Here is a 22008-nt window from a genome sequence, read left to right as displayed (position 1 = left end):
GGTGACATCGCCCGGGATGCCCTGGACCCGGACCGGGCCCGGGATGCCCAGGAGCCTGACCGACTTAGTATGAATTGCGGGGGCAGGGAGCGATTGCCGGTGGGTGGAGAGAGGACCGACCGTGACTGCCACAGAGGCTGTGACCGCCGAGGACGACACCGCGACGCATGAGGACGCCCGTGCGGCGCGCGGCCCCGCAGGCACCGGAACCCCCCGCTATCTGCCGATCTCCGAGCACGGGCTGATCGGCGATCTGCGCAGCGCGGCCCTGGTCGGGACGAACGGCACGATCGACTGGTACTGCTGCCCCCGCTTCGACGCACCCAGCGTCTTCGCCTCGATCCTCGACGCCGAGAAGGGCGGCTCCTTCGAGCTGGCCCCGGACGTGCCGACGCGGACGAAGCAGTTCTACTTCCCCGACACCAACGTGCTCATCACCCGGTTCTTCGCGGACGACGGGGTCGGCGAGATCCAGGACTTCATGCCCATCACCGACGACTCGCGCGAGGCCGACCGGCACCGGCTGATCCGCCGGGTGGTCTGTGTCCGCGGGTCCCTGCCGTTCCACGCGCGTATCGCGCCACGCTTCGACTACGGGGCCCAGCCCCACACCGTGCGCACCGAGAACGGCTACACGGTCTTCGACTCGTCCCCGCTCACCCTCTCGCTGACCTCCAGCGTGCCGGTCGAGAGCGACGGCCGGGACGTGTGGTCGCTGTTCAAGCTCCACGAGGGCGAGACCGCGGTCTTCGCGCTCGACCGGGTCGGCGGCGAACTGCTGCCGCAGGCCTGCCCACTCGCCATGGCGGAGGACCTGTTCGAGGCCACCGTCCGCTACTGGCGGCGCTGGCTGTCCAAGTCGCGCTACCGCGGACGCTGGCGCGAGATGGTGCACCGCTCCGCGCTGACGCTCAAGCTGCTCACGTACGTACCGACCGGCGCCATCGTGGCCGCGCCGACGACGAGCCTGCCCGAGCAGATCGGCGGCGAGCGCAACTGGGACTACCGCTACGTCTGGATCCGCGACGCGGCCTTCTGCGTCTACGCCCTGCTCCGGCTCGGCTTCACCGACGAGGCCAAGGCCTTCATGCAGTTCCTCACCGAGAACGTCTGCATCTCGTGCGACGGCGCCGAACCGCTGCAGATCATGTACGGCATCGACGGCCGCCGTGAGCTCCCGGAACGCGAACTGCCCGAGATGGAGGGCTATCTGGGCTCCGCACCCGTACGCGTCGGCAACAACGCCGTCGGCCAGCTCCAGTTGGACATCTACGGCGCGCTCATCGACTCGATCTACCTCTACGACAAGTGGGGGGAGCCGATCTCGAGCGAACAGTGGGACAACGTCTGCGGCCTCGTCGAGTGGGTGTGCGGGAACTGGGACCAGCCCGACGAGGGCATCTGGGAGACGCGCGGCGGACGCAAGAACTTCCTCTACTCGCGGCTGATGTGCTGGGTGGCGATCGAGCGCGCCATGCGGATCGCCCGGCGCCGGGGGCTGCCCGCCGACATGGTCCGCTGGGGCGCCGTACGGGACGCGATCTACCGGCAGATCATGCAGCGCGGCTGGTCGCCCGAGCGCATGGCCTTCGTCCAGCACCAGGACGACAGCGTCCTCGACGCCGCCGTCCTGATGATGCCGCTGGCCAAGTTCATCTCGCCGACCGACCCCAAGTGGCTCTCCACGCTCGACGCGCTGGGCGACGAGCTGGTCTCGGACTCCCTGGTGTACCGCTACGACCCCCAGGCCAGCCCGGACGGGCTGCGGGGCGAGGAGGGCACGTTCTCCATCTGCTCCTTCTGGTACGTCGAGGCCCTCGCCCGCGCCGGCCGGCCGGACGAGGCCCGGCTGGCCTTCGAGAAGATGCTCACCTACGCCAACCACCTGGGCCTGTACGCCGAGGAGATCGGCCACACCGGCGAACAGAACGGCAACTTCCCCCAGGCGTTCACCCATCTGTCGCTGATCAGCGCGGCGTTCAACCTGGACAAGACCCTGGGCTGACCCGCCGCGCGCCACGCGCCGGAGCCCGGCCTGGAATCACCGACCGGCCGAGGTCACCCGACCGCCCCGAGTCACCGACCGCCGGGTTCACCGCGATCGTGTCGGCGAGGGCTCGGGAGGCGGGGAGACCGCCATCGACTGCCCCAGGCCCGTACAGCCGCCCGGCCGGCCGTCCTTGAGCTCGACACACGCCCGTGCCTGGGACGGGTCGGAGACGGGGATCATCGACGAGTAGGCGTCCTCCCCGAACTTGACGCGGCCACTCTGGGCGCTGTTGGCCGGGCCTCGCACGATCACGGTGTCGCCGACACCGACCCAGAGGATCCTCCCCCAGACGGCTGCGCACCGCGGGCTGTACCGCAGTTCGACCAGTGCGCCGGAGATCCACGTGGCGGCGGCCGTCCACGCGTCCTGGCCGCAGCCCATCGCCTTGGGGTCCTGACCACCGCATGCGTCATGACGGCACTGCATCGGCGTGTGGGCGGTGGTGACGGCCGTCGGAGACGAGGGCGGCAGTGCCGAGCCGAGCGGTGAGGCGGCCGAGGACCGGGGGGCGTCCCCGGCGGGCTGGTCCCCGAACGCGACGACCGCCGCAACCAGCACGAAGAGCGCCGCGGCGCCCGTGGCCGCGACAGTCGCGGTCCGACGGGTGAGCCACCGCCGCGAGGACTCCCCGGGTATTCCGGGCGGTGACACGGGCTGCGTCGTCGAAGTCACGGGGACGACGTCAGGTGCGGCGGGTTCGGCGACGTCGGCGGATCCGGCGGCTCCGGCGGCTCCGGCAGCTCCGGCGGCTCCGGGTCGAGCGGAAGGCTCCTCGGCCGCGGTGGGCTGCCGGGCAGCGGGACCTCCGGCATCCCCGGTGGCGTGGAGCCTCCAGGACCGGTCGGCGAGCTCCCACAGGGCGCTCAGCCGGGCGTCGTCCGCTCCGACCGCAGCGGCCAGCGCCTTGACGGCACCGAGCGGTGGCAGCTTCTGGCCGCTGAGGTACCGGGCCCACGAGGACCTGCTGAAGGCGGTCTTCTTCTCGAGGACGGCCAGACTGAGCCCGCTCCGCTCCCTCGCCTCGCGCAGCGCCTCGACCAGATGCCGTACTTCGAGCGGCAGGTCCCCAGGAAGCGGTCTTCGACGTGACATCCCCCCGCGCCCCTCTCACGATCGCGTCCCCGAAGGGAATGTTCCTGCAGGTCAGAGGCGTGCGTGTCTCACGTTGTCCCACGCCTCGCCGATTGTCCACCACGGCATCGGCCCATGCAGCACGATCAGCCCATTCCGATCGGCGGACCGCCCCACGGGGCTCAGGACGGAGAGGGGCACATCCATGCCCGCATGGAGGAAGAAGACCGTGACGGCGGCGGCGACCCTGCTGCTGAGTACCGGGCTGGTGCTCGCCGGCCCCGGCTCGGCCGCCCAGGCCGCCGGCTGCTCGTACACCTACTCCGACGAGAGTTACGTGTACGCCGGGCACTACAGCGGTATGACGGCCGTCCCGTCCAAGACGGTGGTGACCAGCTCGGGTGCGGAGGCGCAGTGCCTCCTGAAGGAGGTCGGCTACAGCATCACCGTCGACGGGGTCTTCGGACCGAAGTCCCAGGCCGCGCTGCGCGATGTGCAGAGACGTCTGAACGGGGCGCCGTACTGGGCGGGCATCACGGTGGACGGCATGCCCGGCCCCGAGACCTGGCCGCACCTCCGGTTCTACGCCTACTACAACTGACGGCGACCGACGCGTCCCGCGCCTCCACAGGATCCGAGTCAACGGGAAGGTTCCCCATGTCGTTCCGCAGAAAGTTGACCCTCGCTCTGGTGCCCGTGCTCCTCGGTGCCGGACTCACGCTCACATCGGCGGCGCCCTCTTCGGCGGCTGTCACGTGTTCCTACTCCTACAACCAGTCGACGGAGCGCGCCTACGCCGGGCACTACACCGGGCTCACGGCACAACCCTCGAAGACCGTGGTGACCAGTGCGGGCGCCGAAGCCCAGTGCCTGCTCAAGAGCATCGAGTTCAGCCCGGGAACGATCGACGGCGTCTTCGGCCCCAACTCCCAGGGGGCGATGAGGGCCTTCCAGCAGTTCGTCAACAGGAACTACGACGCCGGCATCGCCGAGGACGGCATGTGCGGACCGGAGTCATGGCCGTGGCTGCGCAACTTCGCCTACTGGGACTGGCGGGCCGGCTCCTGACCACTTCGCCACCCGGCTGATCGGCCCGGCTCGCGAGCGCCGTGCCTGCTCCCGTCTGACCGGAGCAGGTACGGCAGACGAGTCGGGCTGTACGCCGGGTTCTGTCGCCCGGTGACCTCGCGGTCGCCGGGGAGACGGCCATCCATCTAGGGCCGGTGTTGCCACCGGCCTCGTGCGGTCTACCCGCGGACTCGGGCGGGCAGCCCTCGATCGTCCGCGCAGGAGCGTCCGAGGACGCTCCCTCTTGACCTTGCTCCGGGTGGGGTTTACCTAGCCGCCTGAGTCACCTCAGGCGCTGGTGGTCTCTTACACCACCGTTTCACCCTTACCGGGGACCGAGGTCCCCGGCGGTCTGCTTTCTGTGGCACTGTCCCGCGGGTCACCCCGGGTGGGCGTTACCCACCACCCTGCCCTGTGGAGCCCGGACGTTCCTCGGGAGGCACCCCGAAGGGACCTCACGCGGCCGTCCGCCCGGCTCGTCTGCCGTGGTCACATGCTACCCGGAGGGAAGGGGGCCGGCGGCTGAGCCCCTCATTCGAAGGCCGCGGTGTCCAGCTCGAAGGCGAACGGCTCGGGCAGCGGAAGGACCTTGCCGAAGTGGATCGTCCGCTGCTGCAGGTAGTCGCTGCCCTCTGCCTCACTGAAGAGGGTGAGCGCCGACGCGCCCCGGTCGATGAGCAGGTAGAGAGGGATTCCTCCGCGCGCATAGGAGCGGCGCTTGGTCTCGCGGTCGACCTGCGCACGAGCCGAGGTCACCTCCACGACCATGGCCACTCCGTCGCAAGGCATCCACGAGTCGGCTCCACGGAACAAGGACAGATCCGCCGGCGCGAAGGTGATGTCGGGGATCACGTGATCCCGCGAGGAGCCGGGCGAGTCGACGAGCTTCAAGCCTTTGTTTCCGGAAAAGTCCATCTCGGTACGCGATTGCCTGATCACCTGCTTCACGATCCGGCTGATGTAGTCCTCGTGGTCCCCGTCCGGCGGCGGCGTCACGACGATCTCCCCCTCGATCAACTCCGCGCGGAAGCCCTCTGGCGTGCCCAGCGCCAGGAAGCCCTCCAGCAGGACGTCCGCCTGCGTGAGCGGCTCGTGCGGCATGGCGCTCATGTCGCGCTCCTTCCTCGGTCGCTCGCCAGACTCGGACATCACTGCACCGGCCGTCCTTGGGATCGGGGGATCCTTCCCTCGATCGTGGCACACGATCATGAAAGCGGGGGCGCTTCCCCTCACCGTGTGGCATGGCATATGCCGCCGTGCATCAGCCCGCGCTTGACCTTGCCGCAGCGTCAGGGTTTCTACTGAGGCCATGCGGATCGGAGAGATCGCCGCTCTCGTCGGGGTCACCCCGCGGGCCGTGCGGCACTACCACCATCAGGGCCTGCTGCCCGAGCCCACCCGGCGGGCCAACGGCTACCGGGACTACTCGGTGCGGGACGCCGTGCTGCTCGCGCGGATCCGGCGGCTCACCGAGCTGGGGCTCGGGCTCGACGAGGTCCGGGACGTGATCGCGGACGACGCCGGAAGGGAGCTCGTCCAGGTCCTGGAGGAGCTGGACGAGGATCTGGGCCGGCAGCAGGAGCAGCTCGCCGAGCGGCGCCGGCGGCTCGGAGCACTGCTGGAACAGGCGCGGGCCGGGCGGCTGACGGCCGAGGGGCCCGTATCGCCGGAGCTGGCCGCGCTCTTCGGGAATCTGGCCGAGGCGCCCGCCGGGCGTCCCGAGTCCGCCATGGCGGCGAAGGACCGGGAACTGCTCGCCCTGCTGGACACGGTCGCGCCCGACGCCGAGCGGGAACGGCTGCTCGAAGCGATGCGGCGGATGGCCGAGGCGCCGGGCGCCGTGGAGCGCGCCTACGAGGTGTACGAGCTGCTCGACGCGCTCGCGGACGAGGACACCGCCGCGGACGACCCGAGGATCGAGGAGGCGGCGCGGGCGCTGGCTGAATCCGTTCCCGACGTGGTCGCCGAGGGACTCGGCGCCGACGGGGCGCTGCCCGAAGGCCCCTTCCAGGACGCCTTCTTCGCCGACTTCTCCCCCGCCCAGGCCGCCGCCGTACGCCGCGGGCTGCTCATCGTCGCCGAGCGTGCCCGGTGAAGCGGCTGATCAAGGCTCTCAGGGGCGTCGCCTACACCGTGATTCCGGCCGAACTGGCGCTGGTGGTCTGTCTGCTGGCGGGCGTACGGCCGCCGGCTGCCGCGGTCACCGCCACCGAGGCGGCCATGCTGCTCCTGCTCCTCGCCGAGGCCGCCGTGTTCGTGCGACTGCGCCGCCAGGGCCACAGCAATCGGTCGGCCGTGCGCGAGCTGGTGCCCGAGTCCGTGCTGCGGCTCATCGGCCACGAGCTGAAGCTGATGTGGAGCGTCGTCCTGTGGGCGGCGCGGCGGCGGCACGGTGTCGGCGACGGCGACCAGGCGTTCGGGCACGCCCGCGACCAGGCCGCGATGATCTTCGGCTTCGCCTTCGTGTGCGTCGTGGAGACGGTCGGGATGTCCTACCTGCTGAGCGGCTGGCCGGTCGTGCACGCGATCGTCCTCGTCCTCGACGTGTACACCGTCGTCTTCATCATCGGGCTGCACGCGGCGTCGGTCACCCGCCCGCACGTCCTGTCCGCGGACGTTCTGCGGCTGCGCCAGGCCGGGCACGTCGACGTCCGCATCCCGCTGGAGCGGATCGACTCCGTCTCGTACGAGTTGCTCTTCACGCACGACAAGAAGGAGGACGACGTCCTGAACGTGCCCGTCGGCGCGCAGACCTCGCTCACCCTGCGGCTGTCGGAGCCTGTCACGGCGGTGGGACTGCTGGGCAAGCGGCGCGAGGTGAGCACCGTGCGCCTCCACGCCGACGACTCCCGCGCCCTGCTGAAGTCGCTCAAGCAGGCGCGAAGCGCACTTTCGCCGCCGTCGGATCGGCCTGTGTGAGCCGCACCAGGAGCACCTCCCCGAGCGGGAGATCCGCCCCGCCGCCGTCGACGGGCGCCACGACCGCCGGGTCCCTCAACTGGACGATGCCGACGTCCGGTTCGTGATCCTTCACCTCGACCACGAACCCGTCGAACGTGTCGCCGATCCGCCCCGCGAGCAGGGCCGCCTCGACCGTGTTCACGCACTCGCGCTCCACGGTGTTCGCGCGGCGTGAGCCGTCGGCCATCTCCTTGGGCAGCGTGTCCATGACCTCCCGTACCCACTCGGGCGGCTCCTGGCCGGCGACCGCCGCCACGCACAGCTCACCCGTGTAACGGTCGACGAGCCGCCGCAGCGGCGCGGTGCAGTGCGTGTAGGTGGCGGCGACGGCGGCGTGGACCGCCGGGTCGGGGAGCCGTCCGCCGCTGAACGCGCTGTAGCCCGCGCCGCGCAGCAGCGTCGTGCACTCCTGCAGGAACGCGGCGTGGCGGTGGTTCTTCGGGTCGAGCGAGCGGACGACGTCCGCGTACGAGGCGTGGTGCGGCCAGTCGATGTGCAGTGCCTTCGCGGTTCTTCGCAGCCGGGCGACGGCACCGCCCGGCGCGGTCGGCAGGGTCCGCAGGATGCCGGTGCCGGCCGCGGTCATCAGATCGGCCGCGGCCATGCCCGTGAGGAGCGAGATCTGGGCGTTCCAGCCGTCCACCGGATGCGGTGCGCGGAATTCGAGCGTGTACCCGTGGTCCTCCTGGACGATCTCCTGCTCGGGAACGTTCAGGGAGATCCCGCCGCGCTCGATCTCCAGGCGCTCGCGCAGCAGTCCGATGTCCTTCAGCAGGGCCATCGGCTCCTCGGCGGTGCCGGAGTCGATGGCCGCCTGCACACCGGCGTAGTCCAGCTTGGCCCGGCTGCGCACCAGGGCCCGCCGTACGTCGGTGGTGACGGCCCGGCCGTCCGCGTCGAGGTCGATGGTCCACAGCAGCGCGGGACGCGGCTGGTCGGGCAGCAGACTGGCCGCGTCCTCGGACAGCACCGGCGGGTGCAACGGGACCTTCTCGTCCGGGAAGTACAGCGTCAGCGCCCGGCGATGCGCCTCGGCGTCGAGCGCGCCGCCCGGTGTCACGAACGCGGCGACGTCGGCGATCGCGTAGTGCACCCGGAATCCGCCGCCCGCACGCCGCTCCAGATGCATCGCCTGGTCCAGGTCGGTGGACATCGGCGGATCGATCGTGAAGAACGGGATGTCCGTGGCGTCCCGCTCCGGAAGCCGCGGCTCCCGCGCCGCGCGGTCCGCCTCCGCGAGCACCCCGGCCGGAAAGTCCTCCGGTACGCCGAGGGTCGTACGCAGCGCACGCAGCGCGGCGAGCAGAGGAGCCTCGGCGGCGCAGGTCACATGGAGATGACGGCGGGGCATGTGCCGAGCGTAGGTCGGCCGCGACGGGGCGGCGACCGGGCGGAGCCCTCGCGTGGGCGGCGGCCGACTACCCTGGCGCGGGGGCCGCACCCCCTTTCCGTACGTACGCAGAGGAGAACCGCCGTGCTCGTGCTGTTGCCGCCGTCGGAGGGCAAGGCCGCTTCCGGACGCGGGGCACCGCTCAAGCCGGAATCCCTGTCGCTGCCCGGTCTGGCCGGGGCGCGCGCCGAGGTGCTCGACGGGCTCGTCGAGCTGTGCGTGGGGGACGAGGAGAAGGCCCGTGAGGTGCTCGGGCTGAGCGAGGGGCTGCGCGACGAGATCGCGAAGAACACGACGTTGCGGACCGCCGGGGCACGTCCGGCGGGTGAGATCTACACGGGCGTGCTGTACGACGCCCTCGGTCTCGCCACGCTCGACGCGGCCGCGCGCAGACGTGCCCGGAAGTCGCTGCTGGTGTTCTCCGGGCTGTGGGGGGCGGTCGGCCTCGATGACCGGATTCCCTCGTACCGCTGCTCGATGGGGGTCAAGCTGCCGGGACTCGGGGCGCTGGGCGCGTTCTGGCGGGCGCCGATGGCGTCCGTGCTGCCCGAGGCGGCCGGGGGCGGGCTCGTCCTGGACCTGCGGTCTTCCGCGTACGCCGCGGCGTGGCGGCCGAAGGGCGAGGTCGCGGACCGTACCGCGACCGTGCGTGTGTTGCACGCGCCGACCCGGAAGGTCGTCAGCCACTTCAACAAGGCGACGAAGGGGCGGATCGTGCGCAGCCTGCTGGAGGCGGGGGCGGCGCCGCGGACTCCGGCGGCGCTGGTGGAGGCGCTGCGGGACCTCGGGTACGTGGTGGAGGCGCAGGCTCCGGGCAGGGCGGGGAAGGCGTGGTCGATCGATGTGCTGGTGAACGAGATCCACTGACGGCCACGGCCTCCGGCGCGCCGCCCGGCCGTGCAGGCGGTCGGGGACGGCCGCCGTGGGGCGGGGCTCCGCATCTGGCTCCGTCCGGGGCCGTGGGCCGGGCGAGGTCCCGCCCGGGACGCCGCCGTCAGGCCGGGCTCCGCATCGGGCGGCGCCGGGGCCACGAGACCTCTGAGCCGGGGCGGGCGACAGCGCGGCTCGCGCCGGGGCACCGGACCGCCGTCCGGCCGTGGGCCGGGCGCGTTCCCGCCCGGAGGCTGCCGCCGTCGGACCGGGCGGCGCATCGGGCGGCGCCGGGGCCACGAGACCTCTGAGCCGGGGCGGGCGACAGCGCGGCTCGCGCCGGGGCACCGGACCGGCGTCCGGCCGTGGGCCGGGCGCGGTCCCGCCCGGTCCATGGCGGGCATCACTGCGGGGAACCGGAAGAGTCTCCCGGCGCGGACGTTCGACGCCGGGGAACCGGCGAGCCTCCCCGGTGCGGACGTCCGATGTCCGCCCGACCAGACGTTGCGTCCTGCGCAACGCTCGTTGCACAGGACGGTTCGCTTGGGCAGGATGGCGGGCATGACCTCCGTCCTCGACCTCGCCCCTGTCGTGCCCGTCGTCGTTCTCGACGACGCCGCCGACGCCGTACCGCTCGCCCGCGCCCTCGTCGCGGGCGGACTGCCCGCGATCGAGGTGACCCTGCGCACGCCGGCCGCGCTCGACGCGATCCGCGCGATCGCGGACGAGGTTCCGGACGCGGTGGTCGGCGCGGGCACGGTCATCTCACCGCGGAGCGTGGCCGACGCGGCCGCGGCGGGCGCGGGGTTCCTGGTCAGCCCGGGCTGGACCGAGGCGCTGCTGGACGCGATGGCGATGTCCGGGGTGCCGTTCCTGCCGGGCGTCTCGACGGCGTCGGAGGTGGTGGCGCTGCTGGAACGCGGCGTGACCGAGATGAAGTTCTTCCCCGCGGAGGCCTCCGGCGGCACCCCGTACCTCACGTCCCTCGCGGGCCCGCTGCCGCAGGCCCGCTTCTGCCCGACGGGCGGCATCTCGCTCGCGTCGGCGCCCTCGTATCTCGCGCTGCGGAACGTGGGGTGCGTGGGCGGTACGTGGATGCTCCCGCCGGACGCGCTGGCCGCACGGGACTGGGACCGCGTGGAGTCCCTGGCCCGCGAGGCGTCGGCGCTCCGCGCGTAACCGGGGCTCCGCGCGAAACCGGGCCCCCGGTGCGGGACGGTGGGCGTTCGCCCGCCGTCCCCTCCCCTCCCCGCCGCAGCGCGGTGCGGCGGCGGGGCACAGGACGGACACCACGCCCCGCCACCCGCGAGAGACCCGGGCTCAGCGCAGGTGGGACGTGTCGTTCAGGAGACGCAGCGAGGCGTTGCCGTCCGCGTAGTACGCCACCGCCGACAGCGAAGCCGCCGAGAGCTCCATACGGAACAGTGCCTCCGGGGGTGCGCCGAGGGCCAGGCGGACCAGGGTCTTGATCGGGGTGACGTGCGTGACCAGGAGGACCGTTCGGCCCCGGTAGTCCTCCGCGAGGCGGTCCCGCGTCGCCGCGACCCTCCGCGCCACCGTCGCGAAGCTCTCGCCGCCGCCCGTGGGCGCCGACTTCGGGGAGGCGAGCCAGGCGTCCAGATCGTCCCCGTACCGCTCGCGGACCTCTCCGAACGTCAGGCCCTCCCAGGCGCCGAAGTGGGTCTCGCGCAGACCCTCGTCGATGTGTACGTCGAGCCCGAGGCGCGCCGCCACCGCCGCCGCGGTCTGCCGGCAGCGCTTCAGCGGCGAGGAGACGACCGCCTGGATCGTCCCGCGCGCGGCCAGCACCGCCGCCACGGCCTCCGCCTGCCGCTCACCGACCTCCGACAGATCCGGGTCGGTGCCGCCGCTGCCGGAGAAGCGCTTCTGCGGGGTCAGCGCCGTCTCGCCGTGCCGGAGCAGGACGAACGTCGCGGGCGGCCCGAGGTCCGGCCCCCAGCCGGCCCCCGGCACCTCCGTGCTCATGGCGAGCGGCGCCCGCGCCGTCGGGACCGCCTGCGCGCCGGGGGCCACCGCTCCGGCCAGTGCGGCTCGCGCCTTGGCCGCGCCCGCGGCGGCATCGCCGACGACCCGGGCCGCCCGTACGTCCTCCGCGGACGGCACGAGCGCCGCGGAGGACGCCGAGGGCTCCCACTGCTTGCCGCGCTTGCCCGCGTCCATCGCCTCGTTGGCCAGCCGGTCCGCGTGCTTGTTCTTCTCGCGCGGGATCCACTCGTACGTCACCTGCGCGGCCGGGAAGACCCGGCCGGCCTCCGCCGCGAGCGGCTTCATGTCCGGGTGCTTGATCTTCCAGCGGCCCGACATCTGCTCGACGACGAGCTTGGAGTCCATACGGACACGGACCATGGCGTCCGGTGCCAGCTCCTTCGCCGCCTTCAGGCCCGCGATGAGCCCCCGGTACTCGGCGACGTTGTTCGTCGCGACGCCGATGTACTCCGCCCGCTCGGCGAGCGTCTCCCCCGTCGACGGGTCGAGGACGGCCGCGCCGTACCCCGCCGGCCCCGGGTTGCCCCGGGAGCCCCCGTCGGCCTCGACGAGCAACTCGCGCATCAGAGACCGGACTCCGACGTACGGACCAGGATGCGGCGGCAGTTCTCGCACCGGACGACCGCGTCGGGCGCCGCCGCCCGCACCTCGTTCAGCTCGGTGATGTTCAGCTCGATGTGGCAGCCCTCGCAGCGGCGCTGGTACAGCCGGGCCGCGCCCACTCCGCCCTGCTGCCCGCGGAGCTTCTCGTACAGCTTCATCAGGTCCGCGGGCACGGACCCGGCGACGACCTCGCGCTCCTTGCCCGTGGACGCCGCCTCGCCGTCGAGCTCCTCGTACGCCGCGTCCCGGCGGGCCGTGGCGTCGTCGGCCTTCGCCTGGACGGAGCCGACGCGTCCGGTCAGCTCGGTGACGCGCTCCTGCGCGGACTCGCGGCGCTCCATGACCTCCAGGACGACGTCCTCCAGGTCACCCTGCCGCTTGGCGAGGGAGACGATCTCCCGCTGGAGGTTCTCCAGGTCCTTCGGGGAGGTGACGGCGCCGGAGTCGAGACGCTGCTGGTCGCGCGCCGAGCGCTGACGGACCTGGTCGACGTCCTGCTCGGCCTTGGTCTGCTCGCGGGCGCAGTCGCTCTCCTCCGTCTGCGCGGCGACGAGCAGATCGCGCAGCTGCGTGAGGTCCTTGTTCAGCGACTCGATCTCGGCGTGCTCGGGCAGCGACTTGCGCTTGTGCGTGATCTGCGACAGGCGGACGTCGAGGGCCTGGACGTCGAGGAGTCGGATCTGGTCGGCGGGCGCGGCGTTCAGTTGGGGGCTCCAGAGGTGTGGTGGGAGGACCAGGGGTCGGTGACCGTCTTCGAGACATGGACCCTCAGGCCCCAGCCGTGGCGGTCGGAAATCTCGTCGAGCTGGGATGCCGCCTGCTCGCACCACGGCCATTCCGTGGCCCAGTGGGCGGCGTCGACCAGACCGAGCGGTGAGTGCTGGGTGGCCTCGGACACGGGATGGTGCCGCAGGTCCGAGGTGAGGAACGCGTCCACGCCCGCGGCCCGTACGGCGTCGAAGAGGCCGTCGCCGGAGCCGCCGCTGACGGCGACCCTGCGGACGGTGGCGTCGAGGTCGCCGGCGACCCGGATGCCCTGCGCGGTGGCGGGCAGCCGCTTGGCGGCGCGGGCCGCGAACTCGCGCAGCGTCTCGGGGTGGTCCAGCTCGCAGATCCGACCCAGACCGTTCTCCGGCACGAGGGGGCCGACGACACGCAGGTCGAGGGCGCCGGCGAGGGCGTCGGACACTCCGGGATCGGCCGTGTCGGCGTTGGTGTGCGCGACGTGCAGCGCGATGTCGTGCTTGATGAGGGAGTGCACGACCCGGCCCTTGAAATGGGAGGCGGCGACCGTCGTGGTACCGCGCAGATAGAGCGGATGGTGGGTGACGATCAGGTCCGCGCCGAGCGCGACGGCCTCGTCGGCGATCTCCTGGACGGGGTCGACGGCGAAGAGGACGCGGGTGATGTCCGCGTCGGGCTCGCCGCAGACCGTGCCGACGGCGTCCCACCCCTCGGCCCGCTCGGGGGGCCAGAGAGCGTCGAGCGCGGCGGTGACTTCAGACAGACGGGGCACGGAGCAAAGGCTACCTGGCCCCCTTGTGCGGCTGAACCGGCGCCGCTCTCGCGGAGCGGGCAGGTCGCCGGACCGGTCGCCTTGGCGCTCCCCGGACTGGTCCCCGTGGCGGTCCCCGGACCAGTTCCCGTGGCACTCGCCGGACCGATCGCCCTGACGATCCCCGGACCGGTCCCCTGGCGGTCGCCGGGCCGGTCCCCCTGGCGGTGCCGTGGCACTCGCCGGGCCAGTCGCCCTGACGGTCGCCATAGCGGTCGCCGGGCCAGTCGCCCTCGCGCTCACCGTCGCGGTCGCCGGGCCGGTCCCATGCCGGTCGCCGGGCCGGTCCCGTAAGGGTCGCTCGACCGACAGTTGCCGTGATCCCTCTGCGGGATCCGCGTCCCGGGGCGACCGGGTCCCGGGGCCGTTCGGCCCGGGGACCGGTCGCCGCGTTCGTCGCCTACTTGACGAGGTGGCCGCGAAGGTCGTCGAGGACCTTGTCGGCCGCGGTGACGCCGAGGCCGAGGTACCAGGTCTCGTCGGGGACGTCCTTGGCCCGGCCCGCCTTGACCGCCGTCAGGTTCTTCCACAGCGGGTTGGCCCGGGCGGTGTCCCGCTTGGTCTTCGACGGGTCGCCGTAGACACCGGTGAAGATCCAGTCGGCGTCGGCCTCGTCGATCTTCTCCGGGCCGACCTCCGTGGCGAGGTCGTTGACCTGCTGGTTCTTGGGCCGCGGCAGTCCGGCGTCGTCGAGGATCGTGCCGATGAAGGACGCCTTGGCGTACAGACGAGTCCGGTCGGGCATGTAGCGCACCATCGAGACCGTCGGCTTGTCCGCGCCGATGTCCGTGCCGAGCTGCTCCGCCTTCTTCTCGTACGCGTCGAGCTTCGCCTTCGCCTCCGCCGTCCTGTCCAGCGCGGAGGCGTTCAGGAGGTAGTTCTCCTTCCAGGTGAAGCCGGGGCGGATGGAGAAGACGGTCGGGGCTATCTGCGCGAGCTCCTTGTACTTGTCAGCGGCCCGGAGCTGGCTGCCGAGGATCAGGTCGGGCTTGAGCTGCGCGATCGCCTCGAGGTTGAGGTTGTTGATGGTGCCGACGCTCCTGGGGCTGCCGGCGGCCTTCTCCAGGTACGACGGAATGCCCCCGTCGCCCTCGGCGGGGGCGTAGCCGACCGGCCGCAGGCCGAGCGAAACAACGTTGTCGAGCTCGCCGACGTCGAGGACGACGACGCGCTTGGGGGCGGACTTCAGTTCGGTGGTGCCCATGGCGTGGGTGAGGGTGCGCGGGAAGTGGCCGGGGGCCGCGTCCGTGCCCATCGCCGCCGTCTTCTTCGCGGCGTCGCCGAAGTCCTTGCCGCCCTGGGCGACGGACTTCTTGCCGCCGCTGTCGGCCTTGGTCCCGCCGGCGCCTTCGCCCTCGCTGTTTCCGCAGGCCGCGAGGGTGAGAGCGGCGGCGAGGGCGAGTGCGGCTGCGGTTCCGCGGCGTGGCGACATGGCGGGTGCTCCTGCGGGGCGAGGTGCGTACGACGAGGTGCGTACGAGTGGACACAAGCGGACCGCGAGGGTCCGCCTTAGGCGTGCCTTACCTTAACCGGCGCCCTTCTCAGCACAACCGCCCCCTCACCCTCAGGCGAATCGCGACTTGGCCACCCTTATGTGTGAAGTGAGAGGGCCCTCGCCGTTCGGCTGGACGTACGAAAACTAGCTTCGGTGGCCGGAGGTGACCATCCGATGACAGCGTGTGCCATCGAGGAGGCCGCGGAGCCCGGGATCGCACGGTCCGCTCCGCGCGCGGCGCTCACGGTCGGCGCGGACGGCTGCTACGCGGCCCGTCTCGCGGGTGAGGGAGACGCCCGGTTCGCGGAGCGCTGGACGCTCGACGGTCCGGAGCCGTACGCGGTGCCGCTGCCGCTCGGCCAGCCGGAGGAATCCGACACGGAGGTGGCGCCGCTCGCCGACGGGCGGGTGCTCGTCCACCGGCGGGTGGCGGAGCGGCGGGCGTTCTCCCTGCTGTATCCGACGGGGCCCGGCACGGGCGAACTGCTCCTGGGCGCGGTCGAGTCCGAGGGGTTGCGGCTGCTGCCGCCGTCGCCGGACGGCACGTGCGCGTACGCGCTGGCGCCCGGCGAGCACTCCACGACGGTGTGGCTGGTGGCCGGCGGGGCGTTCGGACCCGAGCGGGTCGCGGAGGTGCCCGGCCGCTGCTCCGGCGGGGTGTGGCTGGACCGTACCGGCCGGATGCTCGCCCTGGACCGGGAGCGGGACGGGATCACCAAGGCGGTGGTGGTCGACCTGGAGCGCGGTGGGGAGGTGACGCCGCTGCTGCAGATCACGGAGGACAGCAACGACCGGCTGCTGCTCGCCGACGCCGAGAGCGGACTGCTGCTGATCCGCTCGGACGCGGCAGGGCACGACCGGCTGGGGTGGGGGGTGCTCGGGAGTCTGCGGCCGGTGCGCTTCCCCGAGTGCCTGCGCCTGGCCGACGCGGCGGTGACACCGTTCGCGATCCAGCCGGGGCAGGTGCTGATACCGGAGACGTGCGCGGTGGCGCTGCGGATCGACGCGGCGGCGGGAAGCTGGGTCGGGGTGTGGCGGCCGGCGGGGCGCCGGATGGATCAACTGGCCGCACCGGAGGGCTGGTTGGCGGGCTCGGGACTGTGGTCGCGGGACGGGGTGCTGCAACTGCCGTACGCGACCGGGGAGGTGCCGTGCGGGGTGGCCCGGCTGGAGCCTCCCGAGGCCCTCGTCCCACCCGTCCCGCACGAGCCGGTCACAGCACCGCCACAATCGGAATGCGCAGGTGGGGAACCGTACGAGGGTGCCGGGAGTCCTGCTGTGTGCAGACCTGTGCCGTTGCAGCAGGCGCCACTCACGGCGCGTGGAGCACGTGGTTAGACTCTGCGGCCGGGGGCTACGCAGCCGCACCGTCCGGATGCCGACGGTGACGGGTTCCGGCGAAATTCCGCGAATTCCGACGGATTCCCCCGGTGACAGAAATCAGCGATGAACAACGGGGTGAACTTCCCACATGTCTGAAGCCCGAACCGACACGACCCAGGCGCGTCCGCAGGGAGCGGCCGCGAACCGGGCCGAGCCCGTCGGCGCCGCCGGAAAGCACCGGGGCGGTGCGGCGGCATCGGAGGACACACAGTCCCCGGCCCACGGCCGCCACCGTCGCCCGACGGGTGGCGGGCAGTAGGTTCCGGATCGCCGGGCGGGCTCCGTCGGAGCCCGCCCGGTGATCGAGGACACGGGGCGTCAGGCCCGCTTCAGGCCCAGGACGTCCGTCGCCGCGAAGGTCTCGTCGGGCGCACGGTCCGCGTAGTACGCGCCCAGGGCCCCGTCGAGTTCCTCGTACGAGAACGTCTCCTTCGCCGAGTCGAACTGGGCCGCGACCCGCGGCCGTTCGACGACCGCGACCATGCCCCCGTGGACGACCAGGAGTTGACCGTTGACGCCGGACGCCGCCGGCGAGGCGAGGTAGCCGACGAGCGGTGCGACGTGCTCCGGGGCGAGCGGGTCGAGTCCGCCGTCGGCCGGCACGGCGAGGCCCGCGAAGACGTCCTCGGTCATGCGCGTACGGGCCCGTGGGCAGATCGCGTTGGCCGTGACGCCGTACTTCCGCAGCGCCTGCGCGGTCGACGTCGTCAGGCCGACGATGCCGCCCTTGGCCGCCGCGTAGTTGGGCTGGCCCGCCGAGCCCGCCAGGAACGCCTCCGACGAGGTGTTGACGATCCGGCCGTACACCGGGGCGCCCGCCGCCTTGGAGCGCTCGCGCCAGTGCACCGACGCGAAGTGGGTCGTGTTGAAGTGGCCCTTGAGATGGACCCGGATCACCGAGTCCCATTCGTCCTCGCTCATCGAGAAGACCATCCGGTCCCGCAGGATGCCCGCGTTGTTGACCAGGATGTCGAGCTTGCCGTACGTGCCGGTCGCCAGGTCGACCAGGGCGCGGGCGGCGTCGAAGTCCGCGACGTCGCCGACGTGCGCCACCGCCTGCCCGCCCGCCGCGCGGATCTCCGCCGCGACCTGTTCCGCGGGCGCGGCGGACGCCTCGCCCGAGCCGTCCCGGCCGGGTTGCCCGTAGTCGTTGACGACGACGGCAGCCCCGAGCCGGGCCAGCTCCAGCGCCTCCGCCCGGCCCAGCCCGCGGCCCGCACCCGTGACGACCGCGGACAGGCCCCGCAGGGGAAGTGACTGTGGAAGTGACATACGAGCGGGTCCCCCTCAGATCTCGATGCAGGTACGCAGCGCCTCACCGGTACGCATCTGGTGCAGCGCCTCGTTGATCTCCGCGAGCTGCACCCGGTGCGTGATCAGCGACTCCAGGTCGATCCGGCCGGCCCGCCACAGCGTGATGGCCCGTTCGTACGAGCGGAGCACATCGCCGCCGCCGTACATCGACGGCAGGATCCGCTTCTCGTCGAAGAACAGCTCGAACATGTTGAGCTGCAGGAAGTCGTCCATCGCGCCCGCGCCGACGATGCACAGCGTCCCGCCGCGCCGGGTCGTCTCGTACGCCGTCCTGGCCGTCGCCGACTTGCCGACGACCTCGAAGACGTAGTCGAAGCCCTCGCCTGCGGTGATCCGCTGCCTGGCGTCGGCGAGTTCGTCGGGCGAGACCGCCTCGGTCGCGCCGAAGGACAGTGCCGCCTCGCGCCGTGACGCCACCGGGTCGACGGCGACGATCTGCGCGGCGCCCTGCACCCGCGCCCCCTGGATCGTGGAGATGCCGACGCCGCCGCAGCCGATGACGGCGACGGACGAACCGGCCTCCACCTTGGCGGTGTTGATGGCCGCGCCGAGTCCCGTGGTCACTCCGCAGCCGATGAGCGCGGCGATCTCGAAGGGGACGTCCTGCGGTATCGGCACCGCGCAGCCGGCGTCGACGACGACCTCCTCCACGAAAGTGCCGGTCCCGGCGAAGCCGAAGACATCGCCGCCGGGGCGCTTGAAGTTGGGCGTGCCGGCGTTCATGAACCCGGCCAGACAGAGCTGGGTCTGGCCTCGCTTGCAAGCGGGACAGGCCCGGCAGGCCGGCAGCCAGCACATCAGCACCCGGTCGCCCTGCTGGACGCCCGTCACTCCGTCGCCGACGTCGAGGATCTCCCCGGCGCCCTCGTGGCCGGGGATGAACGGCGCGGGCTGCGGCAGCACACCGCTCATCGCGGAGACGTCCGAGTGGCACAGCCCGGTCGCCCTGAGGCGGACCCTCACCTTGCCGGGGCCGAAGCCCACCGCTTCGACGTCGTCGAGGACGTCGAGTTTGTCCTGGCCGATCTCGTGCAGTACGGCTGCGCGCATGGTGCGGCTCCCTTCGGGAGGTCAGGAGAATTCGACGATGGTGTCGGCGAGCACCGGTGCGTCGTCCCGGTCCACGGCCGTCACCGACACCTGGACGCGGTCCGCTGCGGCCCACATCCGGATACGCAGGGTCTCCCCCGGGAACACCACCCCGGCGAAGCGCGTGCTGTACGAGCGGACGCGCGTGACGTCCCCGTCGAGGAGCGTGTCGACGACGGCCTTGAGCGTGATGCCGTACGTGCACAGGCCGTGCAGGATCGGCCGGTCGAAGCCCGCGAGCTTGGCGAACTCCGGGTCGGCGTGCAGCGGGTTCCAGTCGCCTGAGAGCCGGTAGAGCAGCGCCTGGTCCTCGCGTACCGCCCGTTCGACGACCCTGTCGGGCTCGCGGTCCGGCTGCTCGGCGCGTGCGGAGGGGCCGCGTTCGCCGCCGAAGCCGCCCTCGCCTCGTACGAAGATCTGCGCGTCGCTCGTCCACAGCGGCCCGTCCTCGTCGGCCGCCTCGGAGCGGAGCACGAGGATCGCGGCCTTGCCCTTGTCGTAGACGGCGGCGACGCGCGAGGTGCTGGTGGCCCGTCCCCTGACGGGGATCGGGCGGTGGAGCCTGATCGTCTGGCCGCCGTGCAGCACGGCGGCGAGGTCGACGTCGATGCCGGGGGCGGAGAGCCCGCCGACGACGCCCATGCCCGCGCCCGCGACGGTGGCGAAGCTGGGCAGGACGTGCAGCCGGGACTCCAGGGTGTAGCGCAGTTCGTCGGGATCGGTGGCCGGACTGCCCTGGCCCTGGCCCTGGCCCTGGCCCTGGAAAGTACCGGCGCCGAGGCCGAGGTGGTAGAGCTGGATGTCCTTGTGGTCCCAGGTGATCTCGGCGCTGCGCGGCTCCGCGGCGACCGCCCTGGCGGCATCGATGGGCATGGGGACACTGCTCCTTGGTTCCTGGTTCCTTGGCTCCTTGGCTCCCAAAGGAGTGGAAGACCTCGGTGCGGCCGTCCGCACCGTCGGTCGCACCGAGGCCGTACGGGGGCCGGCCGCTCCACGCGTCCGTTCTAGAACGCGTTCTAGGGCCGGTCGGACCCTATGTATAACGCACCCCCCAGGACTTGTGAAGGCTCCTGACGCAACGTCAGATCGGTCGTGTCGGCCCGCCGGTACCGGCTCACCCAGGGACATTCGTCACTGCCGGATCGGCACAGCCGCACCTGCCGCTCACCCGCGCCCGCTCCCTGGCGCCGTGGTCATGACGCATGAACGGGACGGGGCAGCGGGACGCGGTCGGGGACGACCGGCCTAGGCTGCCGACCATGGCTGCTGCGTTCCCCGACCTGTCCGCGCTGGTCGCCGACCCCCACACGGCGTACGCCCGTCTCCGCGAGGCCGGTCCCGTGCACCGCGTCACCGGCCCGGACGGGACGCCCGTCTGGGTCGTCACCCGCTACACCGACGTGCGGCGACTCCTGGCGGACCCCCGCCTCTCCCTGGACAAGACGCATCGACTTCCCGACCACTACAGCGGGTTCACGCTGCCCCCGGCCCTCGACGCCAATCTCCTGAACATGGATCCGCCGGACCACACCCGGATCCGGCGCCTCGTCACCAAGGCCTTCACACCGGGCCGCGTGGAGCGGATGCGCCCCGGAATACGGGCGCTGGCCGAGCGGTTGCTGGACGCCGTGGCCGAGCAGGGACGCGCCGACCTCGTGGCCGCGTACGCCGCGCCGCTGCCGATCACCGTCATCTGCGATCTGCTGGGTGTGCCGCACGACTCCCGCCGGGACTTCCGGGACTGGACCGATGCCCTGGTCGCCCCGGATCCCGCGAACCCGGGCGCCGCGAAGCAGGCCGTGGTCGCCATGCTGTCGTACTTTCCCCGGCTGATCGCCGACAAGCGCCGCCTGCCCGGCAACGACCTGCTGTCCGATCTGATCGACGTGCGCGACGGCGGCGACAGGCTCACCGAGGACGAGCTGACGTCCCTCGCGTTCCTCATCCTGGTCGCCGGCTACGAGAACACGGTGCAGCTCATCGGCACCGCCGTGCTGGCGCTGCTGGACCATCCGGACCAACTGGCGGCGCTCCGCGACGACCCGGACGGGATCGACGACGCCGTGGAGGAGTTCGCCCGCTACGACGGCCCGGCGCTGCTCGCCATCCGCCGCTTCCCCACCAAGGACGTGGAGGTCGGCGGGGTGACGGTCCCGGCCGGGGAGACGGTGATGCTGTCGCTCGCCTCGGCCAACCGGGACCCCGCCCGTTTCCCCGAACCCGACCGCCTCGACCTGGACCGACGGGAGAGCGGACACCTGGCGCTCGGCCACGGCATCCACTACTGCGTGGGGGCCCCGCTGGCGCGGGTGGAGACGCGGATCGCCGTGAGCACTCTGCTGCGGCGGTTCCCCGCCCTGGAGTTGGACGTGCCTCGTGACGATCTGCGGTGGCGGCCCTCGATGCGTGCCCGGGGACTGGTCGCGCTGCCGGTGCGGTTCTGACCGCGAGCGCCCGGCACGGGCTCGCAAAGCGCGCCCCGGTGGGCCGTCCGCCCTAGCCTTGGGCTGTGAACGAGATGCCGCGGGAGCACCGGCCCGCCAGGTCCGTCCGTGTCCTTCTCGCCGAGGACCGGGGCATGATGCGGGGCCTCGCGCTGCTGCTCGGGATGGAGGCGGACATCGAGGTCGTCGCGCAGGTGGCCGCGGGCGACGAGGTCGTCCGTTCGGCGCTCGTGGCACGACCCGATGTGGCTCTGCTGGACGTCGAACTGCCCGGCCTCAGCGGGCTGGACGCCGCCGCGGAGCTGCGTGAGGAGGTGCCCGACTGCCGGGTGCTGATCCTGGCGACGTTCGCCGGGCCTGGTTGTCTGCGGCGTGCGATGGAGGCCGGGGCCGCGGGGTTCCTCGTCAAGGACGGGCCGGTGCGGGAGCTGGCGGAGGCGATCCGGGCCGTGCTGCGCGGCGAGACCGTCGTCGATCCGGCACTCGCGGCGGCGGCCCTGAGCACGGCGCCGAGCCCGCTCACGCCGTGGGAGCGGGATGTGCTGAACGCGGCGGTGGACGGGGCGACGGTGGCGGACATCGCGGCGAAGGTGGATCTGTCGGAGTCGACGGTACGGAACTACCTCTCCGCGGCGATCGGCAAGACCGGCACCCGCAACCGTGTGGAGGCGGTACGCGCGGCGCGCCGCCAGGGCTGGCTCTGAGGAG

Annotated in this window: 21 protein-coding genes and 1 other RNA gene; 11 read left to right on the top strand and 11 right to left on the bottom strand. The window is 72.3% G+C overall.

The window, feature by feature from the left end:
• Positions 1 to 220 precede the first annotated feature (220 nt).
• Complete coding sequence (locus ACIQMR_RS01585) at positions 221 to 2005, top strand: glycoside hydrolase family 15 protein (protein ID WP_401382629.1); 1785 nt, start codon at positions 221 to 223, stop codon at positions 2003 to 2005.
• Positions 2006 to 2092: 87 nt separating this feature from the next.
• On the opposite strand, the gene ACIQMR_RS01580 is transcribed toward ACIQMR_RS01585, so the two are convergent.
• A complete protein-coding gene (locus tag ACIQMR_RS01580) occupies positions 2093 to 3142 on the bottom strand; it encodes a DUF2690 domain-containing protein (RefSeq protein WP_401381597.1) in 1050 nt (349 codons plus the stop codon).
• A gap of 184 nt (positions 3143 to 3326) precedes the next feature.
• On the opposite strand from ACIQMR_RS01580, the gene ACIQMR_RS01575 reads away from it, so the two are divergent.
• Positions 3327 to 3722 (top strand): peptidoglycan-binding protein, encoded by a 396-nt coding sequence (locus ACIQMR_RS01575; protein WP_401381595.1) that lies wholly within the window; start codon positions 3327 to 3329, stop codon positions 3720 to 3722.
• Positions 3723 to 3778: 56 nt separating this feature from the next.
• Positions 3779 to 4189 carry a peptidoglycan-binding protein gene (locus ACIQMR_RS01570; protein ID WP_401381592.1) on the top strand — a complete coding sequence of 137 codons (411 nt, stop codon included), beginning with the start codon at positions 3779 to 3781 and terminating at the stop codon, positions 4187 to 4189.
• A 74-nt stretch (positions 4190 to 4263) separates the two neighbouring features.
• Here ACIQMR_RS01570 and rnpB read toward each other — a convergent pair.
• Together rnpB and ACIQMR_RS01560 are read right to left on the bottom strand one after the other, a co-directional pair.
• Positions 4264 to 4668, bottom strand: an RNA gene (gene rnpB, locus ACIQMR_RS01565) — RNase P RNA component class A.
• 52 nt (positions 4669 to 4720) lie between these two features.
• The gene (locus ACIQMR_RS01560) at positions 4721 to 5290 is read right to left on the bottom strand and encodes a Uma2 family endonuclease (protein ID WP_401382626.1); all 570 of its coding nucleotides are present in this window, start codon (positions 5288 to 5290) and stop codon (positions 4721 to 4723) included.
• Positions 5291 to 5498: 208 nt separating this feature from the next.
• On the opposite strand from ACIQMR_RS01560, the gene ACIQMR_RS01555 reads away from it, so the two are divergent.
• Positions 5499 to 6284 carry a MerR family transcriptional regulator gene (locus ACIQMR_RS01555; RefSeq protein ID WP_401381590.1) on the top strand — a complete coding sequence of 262 codons (786 nt, stop codon included), beginning with the start codon at positions 5499 to 5501 and terminating at the stop codon, positions 6282 to 6284.
• Entirely contained in the window at positions 6281 to 7108 is an 828-nt protein-coding gene (locus tag ACIQMR_RS01550; RefSeq protein WP_401381587.1) for a hypothetical protein, read from the top strand. Before ACIQMR_RS01555 ends, ACIQMR_RS01550 begins: the two co-directional genes overlap by 4 nt.
• Here the strand turns inward: ACIQMR_RS01550 and ACIQMR_RS01545 are convergent.
• Entirely contained in the window at positions 7059 to 8501 is a 1443-nt protein-coding gene (locus ACIQMR_RS01545) for an RNB domain-containing ribonuclease (RefSeq protein ID WP_401381584.1), read from the bottom strand. The two genes, ACIQMR_RS01550 and ACIQMR_RS01545, sit on opposite strands and share 50 nt — an antisense overlap.
• 123 nt (positions 8502 to 8624) lie before the next feature.
• Between ACIQMR_RS01545 and yaaA the strand changes: the two genes are divergently transcribed.
• Both yaaA and eda read left to right on the top strand, forming a co-directional pair.
• Positions 8625 to 9407: a peroxide stress protein YaaA gene (gene yaaA / locus ACIQMR_RS01540; RefSeq protein ID WP_401381582.1), complete on the top strand. Its 783-nt coding sequence runs from the start codon at positions 8625 to 8627 to the stop codon at positions 9405 to 9407.
• Between the two features lie 564 nt (positions 9408 to 9971).
• Positions 9972 to 10589 carry a bifunctional 4-hydroxy-2-oxoglutarate aldolase/2-dehydro-3-deoxy-phosphogluconate aldolase gene (eda, locus tag ACIQMR_RS01535; protein ID WP_401381580.1) on the top strand — a complete coding sequence of 206 codons (618 nt, stop codon included), beginning with the start codon at positions 9972 to 9974 and terminating at the stop codon, positions 10587 to 10589.
• A gap of 141 nt (positions 10590 to 10730) precedes the next feature.
• On the opposite strand, the gene ACIQMR_RS01530 is transcribed toward eda, so the two are convergent.
• The 4 genes from ACIQMR_RS01530 to ACIQMR_RS01515 all read right to left on the bottom strand — a co-directional run bounded on the left by ACIQMR_RS01530 (position 10731) and on the right by ACIQMR_RS01515 (position 15007).
• Positions 10731 to 11981: a bifunctional RNase H/acid phosphatase gene (locus tag ACIQMR_RS01530; RefSeq protein ID WP_401381577.1), complete on the bottom strand. Its 1251-nt coding sequence runs from the start codon at positions 11979 to 11981 to the stop codon at positions 10731 to 10733.
• Entirely contained in the window at positions 11981 to 12724 is a 744-nt protein-coding gene (locus tag ACIQMR_RS01525; RefSeq protein ID WP_401382623.1) for a zinc ribbon domain-containing protein, read from the bottom strand. Before ACIQMR_RS01525 ends, ACIQMR_RS01530 begins: the two co-directional genes overlap by 1 nt.
• Positions 12721 to 13536 (bottom strand): Nif3-like dinuclear metal center hexameric protein, encoded by an 816-nt coding sequence (locus ACIQMR_RS01520; RefSeq protein WP_401381575.1) that lies wholly within the window; start codon positions 13534 to 13536, stop codon positions 12721 to 12723. The genes ACIQMR_RS01525 and ACIQMR_RS01520 overlap by 4 nt, the downstream gene beginning before the upstream one ends.
• Positions 13537 to 13975: 439 nt before the next feature.
• Positions 13976 to 15007 (bottom strand): ABC transporter substrate-binding protein, encoded by a 1032-nt coding sequence (locus tag ACIQMR_RS01515; protein ID WP_401381571.1) that lies wholly within the window; start codon positions 15005 to 15007, stop codon positions 13976 to 13978.
• A 237-nt stretch (positions 15008 to 15244) separates the two neighbouring features.
• Here ACIQMR_RS01515 and ACIQMR_RS01510 point away from each other — a divergent pair, with 237 nt between their 5' ends.
• Together ACIQMR_RS01510 and ACIQMR_RS01505 are read left to right on the top strand one after the other, a co-directional pair.
• Positions 15245 to 16408 carry a hypothetical protein gene (locus tag ACIQMR_RS01510; protein ID WP_401381568.1) on the top strand — a complete coding sequence of 388 codons (1164 nt, stop codon included), beginning with the start codon at positions 15245 to 15247 and terminating at the stop codon, positions 16406 to 16408.
• A 133-nt stretch (positions 16409 to 16541) separates the two neighbouring features.
• A complete protein-coding gene (locus ACIQMR_RS01505) occupies positions 16542 to 16712 on the top strand; it encodes a hypothetical protein (RefSeq protein ID WP_358665410.1) in 171 nt (56 codons plus the stop codon).
• Positions 16713 to 16771: 59 nt separating this feature from the next.
• Here ACIQMR_RS01505 and ACIQMR_RS01500 read toward each other — a convergent pair whose 3' ends face one another.
• Genes ACIQMR_RS01500 through ACIQMR_RS01490 form a run of 3 tightly spaced genes read right to left on the bottom strand, consistent with a single transcriptional unit; the run spans position 16772 to position 19729 of the window.
• Entirely contained in the window at positions 16772 to 17725 is a 954-nt protein-coding gene (locus ACIQMR_RS01500; RefSeq protein WP_401381566.1) for a 3-oxoacyl-ACP reductase, read from the bottom strand.
• A gap of 15 nt (positions 17726 to 17740) precedes the next feature.
• Positions 17741 to 18817, bottom strand: a complete 1077-nt coding sequence (locus ACIQMR_RS01495; RefSeq protein ID WP_401381564.1) for a Zn-dependent alcohol dehydrogenase — start codon at positions 18815 to 18817, stop codon at positions 17741 to 17743.
• Positions 18818 to 18838: 21 nt separating this feature from the next.
• Positions 18839 to 19729 carry a MaoC/PaaZ C-terminal domain-containing protein gene (locus ACIQMR_RS01490; RefSeq protein WP_401381562.1) on the bottom strand — a complete coding sequence of 297 codons (891 nt, stop codon included), beginning with the start codon at positions 19727 to 19729 and terminating at the stop codon, positions 18839 to 18841.
• 386 nt (positions 19730 to 20115) lie between these two features.
• Here ACIQMR_RS01490 and ACIQMR_RS01485 point away from each other — a divergent pair, with 386 nt between their 5' ends.
• Both ACIQMR_RS01485 and ACIQMR_RS01480 read left to right on the top strand, forming a co-directional pair.
• Entirely contained in the window at positions 20116 to 21300 is a 1185-nt protein-coding gene (locus ACIQMR_RS01485) for a cytochrome P450 (protein ID WP_401381560.1), read from the top strand.
• Positions 21301 to 21374: 74 nt separating this feature from the next.
• Entirely contained in the window at positions 21375 to 22004 is a 630-nt protein-coding gene (locus ACIQMR_RS01480; protein WP_401382621.1) for a response regulator, read from the top strand.
• Positions 22005 to 22008 lie beyond the last annotated feature (4 nt).

Origin of the sequence: Streptomyces sp. NPDC091376 (assembly GCF_044757085.1) — a bacterium.
GTDB lineage: Bacteria > Actinomycetota > Actinomycetes > Streptomycetales > Streptomycetaceae > Streptomyces > Streptomyces pratisoli.
Note: the sequence above shows the minus strand (reverse complement) of the source record. Positions and strands in the feature narration are given on the sequence as shown.